Source organism: Ruegeria sp. CK1, assembly GCF_056536545.1.
The window spans coordinates 686,777-698,378 of record NZ_JBQFPX010000001.1 but is presented as its reverse complement, the minus strand read 5'-3'; the positions used below and the strand labels follow the sequence as shown (position 1 = coordinate 698,378).

At 51.7% G+C, this 11,602-nt stretch carries 11 protein-coding genes; 1 reads left to right on the top strand and 10 read right to left on the bottom strand.

The window, feature by feature from the left end; all coding sequences use genetic code 11:
* Nucleotides 1-2: 2 nt before the first annotated feature.
* The 4 genes from ACR0L3_RS03385 to ACR0L3_RS03370 all read right to left on the bottom strand — a co-directional run bounded on the left by ACR0L3_RS03385 (nt 3) and on the right by ACR0L3_RS03370 (nt 3,467).
* Entirely contained in the window at nt 3-191 is a 189-nt protein-coding gene (locus tag ACR0L3_RS03385; protein ID WP_039524935.1) for a hypothetical protein, read from the bottom strand.
* Nucleotides 188-1,126 carry a carbohydrate ABC transporter permease gene (locus ACR0L3_RS03380; protein ID WP_480743638.1) on the bottom strand — a complete coding sequence of 313 codons (939 nt, stop codon included), beginning with the start codon at nt 1,124-1,126 and terminating at the stop codon, nt 188-190. The genes ACR0L3_RS03385 and ACR0L3_RS03380 overlap by 4 nt, the downstream gene beginning before the upstream one ends.
* A complete protein-coding gene (locus tag ACR0L3_RS03375; RefSeq protein WP_480743637.1) occupies nt 1,123-2,070 on the bottom strand; it encodes a carbohydrate ABC transporter permease in 948 nt (315 codons plus the stop codon). Before ACR0L3_RS03375 ends, ACR0L3_RS03380 begins: the two co-directional genes overlap by 4 nt.
* Nucleotides 2,071-2,147: 77 nt before the next feature.
* The gene (locus tag ACR0L3_RS03370) at nt 2,148-3,467 is read right to left on the bottom strand and encodes an ABC transporter substrate-binding protein (RefSeq protein ID WP_480743636.1); all 1,320 of its coding nucleotides are present in this window, start codon (nt 3,465-3,467) and stop codon (nt 2,148-2,150) included.
* Between the two features lie 457 nt (nt 3,468-3,924).
* Here ACR0L3_RS03370 and ACR0L3_RS03365 point away from each other — a divergent pair, with 457 nt between their 5' ends.
* Nucleotides 3,925-4,656 (top strand): MOSC domain-containing protein, encoded by a 732-nt coding sequence (locus ACR0L3_RS03365; protein ID WP_480743634.1) that lies wholly within the window; start codon nt 3,925-3,927, stop codon nt 4,654-4,656.
* 105 nt (nt 4,657-4,761) lie between these two features.
* On the opposite strand, the gene ACR0L3_RS03360 is transcribed toward ACR0L3_RS03365, so the two are convergent.
* From ACR0L3_RS03360 to ACR0L3_RS03335, 6 genes are all read right to left on the bottom strand, one after another.
* Nucleotides 4,762-5,511, bottom strand: coding sequence for a proteasome-type protease (locus tag ACR0L3_RS03360; protein WP_480743632.1), 750 nt, complete (start codon nt 5,509-5,511; stop codon nt 4,762-4,764).
* 11 nt (nt 5,512-5,522) lie between these two features.
* Nucleotides 5,523-6,320 carry a transglutaminase family protein gene (locus tag ACR0L3_RS03355; protein WP_480743630.1) on the bottom strand — a complete coding sequence of 266 codons (798 nt, stop codon included), beginning with the start codon at nt 6,318-6,320 and terminating at the stop codon, nt 5,523-5,525.
* Nucleotides 6,321-6,323: 3 nt separating this feature from the next.
* The gene (locus tag ACR0L3_RS03350) at nt 6,324-7,265 is read right to left on the bottom strand and encodes an alpha-E domain-containing protein (RefSeq protein WP_480743628.1); all 942 of its coding nucleotides are present in this window, start codon (nt 7,263-7,265) and stop codon (nt 6,324-6,326) included.
* Nucleotides 7,266-7,267: 2 nt separating this feature from the next.
* Nucleotides 7,268-8,686, bottom strand: a complete 1,419-nt coding sequence (locus ACR0L3_RS03345) for a circularly permuted type 2 ATP-grasp protein (protein WP_480743626.1) — start codon at nt 8,684-8,686, stop codon at nt 7,268-7,270.
* 355 nt (nt 8,687-9,041) lie between these two features.
* Nucleotides 9,042-10,019 (bottom strand): 2-dehydropantoate 2-reductase, encoded by a 978-nt coding sequence (locus tag ACR0L3_RS03340; RefSeq protein WP_480743625.1) that lies wholly within the window; start codon nt 10,017-10,019, stop codon nt 9,042-9,044.
* Nucleotides 10,020-10,023: 4 nt separating this feature from the next.
* Nucleotides 10,024-11,559 (bottom strand): acyl--CoA ligase, encoded by a 1,536-nt coding sequence (locus ACR0L3_RS03335; protein ID WP_480743623.1) that lies wholly within the window; start codon nt 11,557-11,559, stop codon nt 10,024-10,026.
* Nucleotides 11,560-11,602 lie beyond the last annotated feature (43 nt).

Sequence of the window (11,602 nt, the reverse complement as noted above, 5' to 3'; positions counted from 1 at the left end):
TTCTACTCCGGAAAATGGCTGACGATGATGAACATGACGGTTCCGATCAGCGTGACGATGAAGGAATAGGTGAACGCCCAAAGCACAAACGGCTGCATCAGCATAAAGACCCCGACCGCGATAAGTATGGTCGCGACCATCTCCCATGGGCCTCGGCGCAAGCGCATTAATCCGGTCAGAAAATCGCTCATTTGCGGACAGCTCCAAATGTGATCCCACGCAGCAGGTGTTTGCGCATCAGGATGGTGAATATCATGACTGGGATCAGGAAGATCGTGGCGCCAGCGGCAACTGCGGGCCAATCCAGCCCACCGATCCCGATGATGGTTGGAATGAACGGCGGCGCAGTCTGCGCATTCGCAGACGTGAGCAACACGGCAAACGCATATTCGTTCCAAGCAAAGATCAGACAGAAGATTGCCGTCGATGCGATACCCGTGGCGGCCTGTGGCAGAACCACTTTGTAGAATGCCTGGAACCGAGTGTAGCCGTCAATGAGAGCTGCCTCTTCGTACTCGCGAGGGATTTCATCGATGAACCCCTTCAACAACCAGACCGCCAACGAGATGTTCACGCCCGTATACAGCAGGATCATCCCCAGATGCGTATCGCTCAGACCGAGGTTCCTGAACATCAGGAAGATCGGAATAGCGACGGCAACAGGTGGCATCATCCTTGTACTGAGGATGAAGAATAGAAGGTCGTCCTTGAGCGGAACCTTGAACCTGCTGAAAGCATACGCGGCCAGAGTCCCAAGAAAGATGCTTAAGAATGTCGAGCCGAACCCGATAATCACCGAATTCATGAAACGCTCGCCAAACTTAGATGGTCCGACGATCACCATGTCATACTGGCGTACGATCTCGTCCGCCCAGTTCTGCGGGGGGTTCGCCTCCAGAAACTCCTGCGTTTGCCGCGTGCGGGTTGTGAACAGGTTGACGTAGCCCTCAAGGGTTGGGTCAAAGACTACCTTGGGCGGGTAGCTGATCGCATCCGCCGGGGATTTGAAACCCGTCATCAAAATCCAAACCAATGGGATCATGGTGATCAGCGCATAGCTGATGACCGATACACCAGCGACCCATTTCGAGCGATTAGAGGGTTCGGTGACAGAAAAACTGCTCATCTCTGCTTCACCTTGTTCAGAGCTTTTACATAGATCGACGCAAGGCCGAACACGGTGACGAACAGGATGATCGCATAGGCCGATGCGTAGCCCGTTCGCCATTTCTCAAACGCCTCACGCTTGAGGTTGATTGAGGTCAGTTCAGTAACCGAACCTGGCCCGCCACCAGTCAACTGAACCACCAAATCGAACATCTTGAAATTCTCGATTCCCCGGAACAACACTGCCAACATCAAGAACGGCAGTACCATCGGGATTGTAATCGTGAAAAACTGGCGCAGCTTGCTGGCTCTGTCGATCTCAGCCGCCTCGTAGATGTAATCTGGAATACTGCGCAGTCCGGCCAGACAGATCAGCATCACGAACGGCGTCCACATCCACGTGTCGACAATTACGATGGCCCACGGGGCCAGTGTTACCGAGCCGAGCATCTCAAAGCTTGACGGGTCTTTGCCGGTGAACCACGACACGATGTAGTTGAACAGTCCGATCTGCGGCTGATAAAGGAACTTCCAGAAGTTCCCGACGACTGCCGGTGACAACATCATTGGCAATACAATAATCGTCGTCCAAAGATCGTTACCCTTGAATTTCTTGTTGAGCAGCCACGCCAGCGTGAAGCCGATCAACACCTGAAAGAAAATCGTCCAGAACAGGAAGTGCGCGGTGGCTTGCATGTTCAGCCAAGTGTCCGAGTCGGTCAGAATGCGTTCATAATTTCTGAACCCGACATCCTGAACCTCACGTCCGATCCGGTTGGCTTTGTAGTTGGTAAAGCTCAGCTGGATGGTCCAGATCAACGGAAAGATGTTGATCGCAAGTAGCAGGAAGATCGTTGGGGAGATGAAAATCCAAGCAATCGCCCGATCCGATAATCCCCTGATTTTGCGCGCAACTCGCACGGGCGTTGCCTGCGCAACGCGATCTATGGTCCTGTCAGACATGTTTTTGCCAGTTCTTGTCGGTTTCGGACTTGCGGGTGGTGGAGCGGACAATGGCCCGCTCCTGTCCTATTTCCGGACTACAGCTTGCCTTCGTCTTCGAAGACTTCAGTCCAGTCTTCGATCAGTAGATCAAGCGCTTCTTGCGCCGTACCCTGATCAGCAACTACGTAGTCGTGGATACGCTTTTGCATCGCCAACAGAAGTTCAGCATATGCAGGCTCCTGCCAGAAGTCTTGCACACCGGCCATTGCCTCTAGGAAGTCACCTGCAAAAGGCTGACTGTCCACAAAACCGGGGTCTTCCAGCACTGAGTTATGCGCTGAATAACCGCCCAGTTCCCACCACTTGGCCTGAACCTCGGGCTGCGCGAACCACTTGATATACTCAAGCGCGGCGTCCTGTTTGTCAGAGTAACTGACAACCGAAATCCCCTGCCCGCCCAGCGTAGAACCGGCTTGGTTTTGCGGCGGGTTCACGAAGAAGTCAATCTTATCGCCGCCAGTGTTCGGATCAGCATAAAGACCTGGGAAGAACGCAAACCAGTTCATAGCCATGGCGACCTGACCAGACTTAAACGCATCCAGGCTCTCACCCATGTAAGAGTTGGTGTACCCAGGAGGTGTCGCTGTTTTGTAGAACTCTTTGTAGAATTCCAGCGCTTCAACAGCCTCGGGTGAGTTCACCGCACCTTCCATGTCGTATGAACCAGGCGTGTTTTCGTACTTGAAACCCCAAGGGTACAGAGCACCGGTCACACCCATTGTGATCCCTTCGGAACCGCGCTCGGTAAATATAGCCGCCCCATAAACGGTTTTGCCATCAATTTCGCGGCCTTGGAAGAATTGCGCGATTTGCAGCAGCTCTTTTTGGGACTGAGGCTCACGTAGATCTTCACCCGTTGCCTCTTTGTAAGCGGCTTGGATTTCCGGATCTTCAAACCAGTCCTTGCGGTAGAACCAACCATTCGCATCGCCCATCGCTGGAAGCGCGTAATAATTCGGTGTGCCCTTGGGCCAGGTTGAATACGCGTAAACAGTAGCTGGTGCAAAGTCATCCATGCTGATGCCTTCAGCATCGAAGAAGTCATTCAATTGCACGTAATGGCCGTTTTCAGCGCCACCGCCGATCCACTGGCTGTCACCGATCAAAAGGTCACAAAGTTTGCCACCTGAGTTCAGTTCGTTCAGCATCCTGTCGGCAAAGTTGGGCCATGGCACGAACTCGAAATTCATCGTGTGGCCCGATTCAGATTCGAATTCTTTGGACAATTCGACAAGCGCGTTGGCCGGATCCCAGGCCGCCCAACACAAGGTCAGATCTTCAGCATTTGCCTTGGTTGAAAGAGTAGTAGCGGCAAGGACTATTGCGCTGGCCGAGGCCAGTTTTGAGTAAGTCATCCATTCCTCCCTTTTTGCGCCGTCAATCGAGGATGTGCGAATCGCGGCATATGTCTAAGGCTATTTGAGGTACGCACCTCAAGTCTAGTTATTTTTGAGGTTCGTACCTCAAAATTACTGAACACGCATGAGGATCGGTCATTAGAAAATTGATTTTATTAAACTTTCAATCTTCTTGAGTTTTGATGATACCGCTCAGCGAAAAGTAGCAGATATCGAATTCCATAGAGCTGGGCCGTCAAATTGAAGTATCGGTAGCCAAGTCTTGTCGAGTCAAAACAACTCTACGCCGTGGTTATTTTAATTTTGTGCCGTTCACCTAAGGACGCTTTAAAAGTGTGATTGAAATTGTATGAAGGGCACTGATTGAGCCCTGCGCGAGAGCACCTCCAAAGTCAGGAACCAAAGAATGACCGATGTCACAATTTCTCGAATGAACCGATACCCTATCAAGGGTTTGAGCCCGGAACCGCTGAGCACCGTAAGCCTTAACGCGGAAGAAGGCATTCCTGGTGATCGTCTCTTTGGGTTTGCGCGCTACAACTCTGGCTTCGACCCGCTTGACCCTAAACCGCTGCAAAAAGACCGCTTTGTTGTCCTATTGAACGAAGCAGCCCTTGCGGGTCTTCGGACGAGCTTTGACGCGCAAGAGCAGGTTCTTGAGATTAAGACGCAAAGGGGACCGCATCGCTTCAACATGCGTGAACAAAAAGGGCAATCGGACGCGGCTAATTTCCTTTACAGTGAACTTGGTTTACGTGACCCCGAGCCGCCAAAATTTGTCTCTTCCTATCCACATCGATTTACCGATGTTTCTGTCGTATCGCCAAAAATGATGAACGCCATTTCCGTTCTCAACCTAGCTTCTGTGAACGCACTCAGTAGAAAGCTTAACGTAGATATAAACCCAGCACGGTTTCGCGCGAATATTGAGATTGATGGGCTAGAACCGTTTTCTGAATTGGAATCCGTCGGTTCCACCTTAGTGTTTGGTGACGTGACACTAAGAATACTTTCGCGGACGAAAAGGTGCGCTGCGACCGAGGTAAACCCAGAAACGGCTGAACGAGACTTAAAAATCCCGTTCCTGCTTCGAAAACACTTGGGCCATATGGATATGGGCGTCTATGTGGAAGTGACAGGCGACGGGACGCTCAGCGTTGGGCAGCAGGGCAAGAAAATCTTATAAATTCAACGACCATGGTGCTGCAGATTTACGAAGCCATGACCGGCTTCGTTCAAAGGCCAGAGTTCACTGCATTGCTCACTGCTACTTCGGGCGCAACGCGGAGGTTCAACCGTTTCGTTTTTCCGCCGGTTTATAGTCCGGAAGTTTGGATAAAGCGGATTTCAATGCATCGCCCCACCCGTCAGAAATTGTACGGAAGTACGGATCGTCGGCTTCGAATCTGGACCGCGTCCCAGCTTCGAGGCTGTCTTCATCATAAAGCATCAGGTCGAGCGGTGCTCCGACGGATAGATTAGCCTTGATCGTGGAATCGAAACTCACAAGCAGCAGTTTCACGGTTTCCGCAAAGCTCATTTCCGGATCGTAAGCGCGCACCAAAATTGGGCGGCCGTATTTCGTTTCTCCGATTTGAAAGAACGGTGTGTCGTCGCCAGCTTCGATGAAGTTGCCTTCGGGATATATCAGAAACAAACGCGACGGGCCGCCTTTGATCTGACCACCCAGAATAACTGTAGCGTGAAAGGCACTGTCGGCTTGCTGACCTGAACGCGCGTGCTGCTCGATGACGTCGTTCAGAGTGGCCGCGACCAATTGCGCGACTTGAAACATGGTAGGCGCTTCGAGGATTGATGGCGAACGATCTTCCGGCGCTTTTGTACGCTCTTCCAGCAGGCTTATGGTGGCCTGAGTTGTCGCCAGGTTGCCAGCCGCCAGCAAAGTGATGGACCGGTCACCTTCCAACGTCCAGTTGAACATCTTATTGAACGTTGAAATGTTGTCGACGCCCGCATTCGTGCGCGTATCAGACATGAAAACCAGCCCGCAATTCAGCCGCATGCCCACAGCGTAGGTCATCAAGTTCTCCGTTACTGCTGTGCGACTTGCAACTGTACTGTCAATTGCTCGCCCGCTGTCCCTATTCTGTTTCCTATTACCGGGGCGGCTTGGGAATAGTCCAGACCGGTCGCAACACGAACATATCGATCGTCTGGGGAAATCCCGTTTGACACGTCAAAGCCGACCCATCCCAGCCCGTCCAGATGCACTTCGGCCCAAGCATGGGTCGCGTCCTGCAGTTCGGTTTCGTTCATCATCAGATACCCCGAGACATACCGAGCAGGCATCCCAATCTTCCGGGCACAGGTGATGAAAACATGCGCATGGTCCTGACACACGCCACTCCCCGCCTTAATCGCGTCTTCCGCGCTCCAATCAGGGTGTGAGCTTCCGACTTCGTAGCTAACTTGTGCTCGAATTGCTTCAGATAAGGCATGCATCTGCTCAAGCGGCTCATCTTTAGGTAAAGAGCTGATCAGATCTGAAACGCCCTTCCCCGCAGTGGTCTGTGGCGTGCTTCTTTTGAAAAGCCACAGAGGTGTCGACCCTTCGTGACGCCCCAAAATACCGTTGGTATCTTCAACGACTACAACGCCTTCAGAGGTCAAAGACACGCTTTTGGTGTTTGCTTCAAAGCTAATCAATTCGACCGTGTTGCGGTGGTAGTCCTCGAAACTCAGCTCTTTGCGTCCGCCGAAGACTGTGGTGCTCCAACTGACGATGCTCTGATTGCGAAACGACTTTGGCGTTTTCCTCAATTGTTGCAACCCAAAGGGAACAGGTGCGTCGAAATCGTATCGTGTCTCGTGTCGTATATGCAGTCTCATAGGCTACTCATAAAACCGGTAATCAATTTCGATCTGGCGACTGAGGTCGCCAAGATCCGCAAGAAACTCCTGAATGTACTCATGCAGTCCGAATTCAAAAATATCTGCGATATGCCGGTTCAGGTATTTCTCATAGAACACATTGGATGCCTCACATGAGGGGCCAATAAAGTTGTAATCTTTCTGCAGGTAAGACAGGTTTTCCTGAATTTTTCTGCAACAAAAGTGCAGGCTTCTGGGCATGCGCTGATCTAGGATCAGGAACTGGGCAATATCAGATGGCGTTGTCCTTTGGCCATGTATCAACCGATATCCGCCGCCTGCCCCGACTGAACGAAGGATGCTTTCCCACTGGATGTTATCCAATGATGAACCGACAGAAAATGCGGTGGGCAATAGGACGTAATACTTAACGTCCAGAATGCGGCCAGTGTTGTCTGCCCTTTCAACAAAGGTTCCAATGCGCGTGAAATCAAAAATGTCATTACGCAGCATGGTACCCAAAGTGGCGCCGCGGACCAAAGCCGCCTGATGGCGAATGAGTTCCAGCATACCAGGCAAGTCCCGCTCGTTTACACGGCGCTTCATTTTCTGGTCGATCTGCATCCACGTGGCGTTTACCGCACTCCACACATCATGGGTCAGTGCTGTTCGGACAAGACGTGCGTTGTCGCGTGCCTGTTTTATGACTGACTTGATCGAGGATGGGTTGTCGGCATCACGCAACATCCAATCTACCGCGTTGTCCTTTGCGACTTCTTCGTATTTGGCGTGGTACCCATCTAGAACACCGGCTGTTTTCAGAACAGAACCCCATTCCTCTGCCGAATTCTGAGTCCGTGTCAAAGCCATCCTTTGACCTGTTTCCAGAAGCCTAGCGGTGTTTTCCGCACGTTCCAGATAACGGGACATCCAAAACAACCCACCAGCAGTTTTTCCCAGCATGGTCAGTCCTCCAGAACCCAAGTGTCTTTGGTTCCACCGCCCTGACTTGAATTCACGACCAGCGATCCTTTCTTCAACGCGACGCGGGTCAAACCGCCAGGCGTGATTTTAACTCCTTCGGGAGACACCAAAACAAACGGCCGAAGATCAACATGCCTAGGCGCAAGTCCCGAGCGCGCAAATATCGGAACGGTCGAAAGCGACAACGTCGGCTGAGCTATATAATTTCCGGGCCGCGATTTGAGCTTGTCGCGGAACGCTGCGATTTCTTTCTTGCTGGCGGTCGGACCGATCAACATCCCGTAGCCACCCGATCCATGAACTTCCTTCACCACAAGTTCGGACAGGTTATCAAGTACGTATGATAGAGACTCCGGATCGCTGCAACGCCATGTTGGAACGTTTTTAAGCAGGGGCTTTTCACCTGTATAGAATTCAACGATTTCGGGCATATAAGAGTAAATTGCCTTATCGTCAGCAATACCCGTCCCCGGTGCGTTGGCGATCGTGATACCCCCTGCGCGATAGACATCCAGAATACCCGGAACCCCTAGTGCACTATCAGGGTTGAAATTCAGTGGATCCAAGAACTCATCATCCACCCTGCGATACAGAACGTCGATGGGTTTGTAACCTCGGGTGGTGCGCATGCAAACGCGCCCGTCAACAACTCTCAAATCATGTCCTTCGACCAATTCCACAGCCATCTGGTCCGCAAGGAAGGCATGTTCGTAGTAGGCCGAATTGAATATCCCCGGGGTCAACACTGCGACAGTGGGCTCTCCCTCGGCGCAGTTTGGGGCGCAGGCAGCAAGAGAGCGTCTTAAGTTACGCGGATAGTCGGAAACATTGCGAACATTTGTGGCGTTAAACAGCTCGGGGAACATCTTTAGCATCGTTTCCCGGTTCTCGAGCATATAGCTCACCCCGGACGGAGTGCGTGCATTATCCTCCAGCACGAAAAACTCATCCGGCCCCGTACGCACAAGATCGACACCAACAATATGAGTATAGACTTGACCCGGAGGGGAAACGCCGAGCATCTGCGGTAAGAATGCTTCGTTGCCTGCAATCATCTCTGCCGGTACGCGCCCAGCTCGAACAATTTCCTGACGATGATAAATATCGTGGAGAAAGGCGTTAATTGCCCTTACCCGTTGTTCGATACCACGCTCGAGACGTTGCCATTCTCGACCCGAAATTACACGCGGCACGATGTCAAACGGTATCAAACGCTCTTCAGCCTCGGCTTTGCCGTACACGTTGAAAGTTATGCCCGTTAGTCTGAAAACTTCTTCAGCTTCGCGCTGTTTGGCTTTTAACCGTGACACGTCTTCTGCATTAAACCAACGGCCGATTTCTTCGTATGGACCTCTTAGGGATCCATCGCCGTTGAACATTTCATCAAAATATTCATTCATGCGAGAATTTTGACGATCAATTTAGAGTTTTCAAGCGGTAAGCGCCTAAGCGATAGATGCTTTTTAGAAAAACGCCTATTTTTCAGGCTAAATGATGCGGCAACTTTAATGACGCGGTGTTGTTTGACGTCTGTGAAATACAAATCTGCCTTTGTTTGTTGGCAATGATTACCTGAATTTTCCCGTCGCTTAAAAATTTGGCAGTCGAGTTTCCCTGATTGGATGATTACCCAACAAATATCGAAGTAGTTAAATGGTGAACGTGAAATTTTAGAGCGATACGGCAGCCACCAGTGCTGCCGTGAATTCAAATATCTAGTCAAAACTCTTTTGACGCGACCACAATCGTTGCTGATTAGTACAACCCAGCTACTTTTGCCCGAAGCTTTATCAGTGACGCCACAGTATCGATTGTCGGCGTCGCTGTTCCGGTCAGTTGCCCCAGTTCCTGCACTGACGTGACCAAAGCGTCAATTTCCATTGGTCGACGCAATTCCAAATCCTGCCACATAGAGGTCTTGTGTGCGCCGACAGCCGCCCCGCCATCGAGCCGTTTTTCAACGTCAATCGGGAACCTGACCCCAAGTTTTTCACCGATTTCCTGAGCCTCAAGCATCATTCCACGCGCCACCGAACGAGTACCCTGGTCTTCGCACAGAACATCAAGCGTCGAATGCGTCAGTGCTGAGATCGGATTGAACGATAAATTTCCCCATAGTTTCAGCCAGATTTCGTCTCGAAGTTTTGGTCTTACAGGCGCACGAAGCCCTGCTGCGGACAGGGCCGCTGACAGCTTGGTAGCTCGGTCGGACTTCGAGCCATCGGGTTCTCCAATTGAAAAACGATTGCCTTCGACATGTTTAATCGATCCCGGTTCTAAAACCTCTGCCGCTGGGTACACGACACATCCCAGGACTCGATCCGGTCCGAAGCCATTCCACTGCACGTCGCCCGGGTCCACGGACGCCAATCTTGTCCCCTCATAGGGGCCGCCCAGTTTATGAAAATACCACCAGGGCACACCGTTCACGCCGCTCACAATTGTAGTTTCATCCGCGATCAACGGCTGCATTGAAGCTACGACTGAGGGCACAGAATGCGCTTTTAAGGTAATAAACACATAGTCTTGCGGCCCAAGATCGGCTGCATTGTCCGACGCCCTAATTGAAACGTTTACCGGATCCTGCCCCTCCTCAATCAGAGTAAGTCCGTTTTTTTGCATTGCCGCCAGATGAGGGCCGCGCGCAACGACACTAACGTCTACGTCGGTCTGAGCCAATTTCGCGGCAACGTACCCTCCGATGGCGCCAGCACCAAAGATACAGATTTTCATGTGTCTAAGCCTCTGCCAGTCCCAGCTTAGCAGCTAGTCCTATTCGTTGTATCTTGCCTGTCGCGCCTTTTGGTATTTCTTCAAGTACGACGACCGAGGCCGGCACTTTAAATTTAGCGAGGCGCGTACCAACAAATTCCCGAACGTCCTGACCCGCGATGTTGGCACCTTCTGACAGCACCACCGCCGCTGCGATGTCTTCGCCCAGTTTTTCATGGGGCACAGCAAAGCAAACAGCCTGAGCAACTTCCGGGTGACTCAGAAGTACGGCGTCAACTTCAAGCGGGCTAATCTTCTCTCCGCCGCGATTGATAAGCTCTTTGAGCCGCCCTGTCAGTTGCAGATAACCATCTTCATCGAATGAACCTTGGTCACCTGTGCGAAACCAGCGTTTTCCATCCGTTTCAAAAAAGTTATCCGCATTAGCCTGCGGGTTGCCTTCGTATCCCGGCGTCACGTTCGGACCACTGATAACGATTTCTCCGACTTCCCCTGAAGAAATCAAAACACCTTCCTGCTCGTCTGCGATTCTGACTTCCGGACCAGCCGCTATTCCAACTGATCCCGGCTTTTGCGTTTTAGGAGGAAGCGGGTTGCAGCACATTTGATGAGTGGCCTCAGTCATTCCGTACGCTTCGATGACAGGTGCATCAAATGTCGCCACCAATTCTTCCATGACCGGCCCTGGCAACGAAGCTGAGGATGATCGAAGAAAGCGCAAACGGCATTGCTCGATAATCGATTGATTTCGCGCGGCCCGGGCAAGAATGGCTTGGTGCATCGTCGGAACTGCCGTGTACCAAGTTGGGTCTACTTCCGCGACCTGCGAAAAAAAGCTGAGAGCGTTGAACCCCGGGGCGCAACTGATTTGAGACCCCGCACTCAAAGATGCGGCAACCGCAGCGATAAGCCCATGTATATGAAACAGTGGCATGATACTCAGGCAACGATCGTCAACTGTCAGTCTTAAAGACGAAGCCACATTTCGAGCCGATGCGTAGACATTGGCTTGTGTCAAAGGGACGATTTTGGGTCGCGATGTTGTTCCTGAGGTATGGAGAATAAGAGCGACATCATCTTCACCCGGCGCCGATGTGTCAGCAGTTCCAATCGGGTCGCAGGGCAAAATGGAAAACTGTCCTGCCTTATTGAAGCTATCGTGAGACACCCTCAAGACAGCGATGCCGAGTTCCTTTGCGGCTTGCACGGCAGGACCATCTTCGTTTTCGTTTACAAGAAGAGCCTTGGCCTTCAGGTCCTTGAGGTAAAAAACATACTCCTCGTGCGTGTACGCAGGGTTCAGAGGTGCAGTCGTTGCCACATGGGCGACAGATATGAACGCCGTCGCCATTTCAGGCCCGTTGGGTAGGACGATTGCCACCCTGTCACCGCGACCTACTCCGATTTGATGCAAATCCTTTTTGACCTGTGCGCACAGTTCACGCAGACCAAGATAACTCAACCAAGATCGGCCAGGGGCGCCGATGGCATTTGCGGTGCCTGAATGGGATGCAATCAATTCAGCGACTAAATGGGGCATCTGAGTTCCGTTAGTAGAGGCATTGGTTTTGTTCGCATCTAAG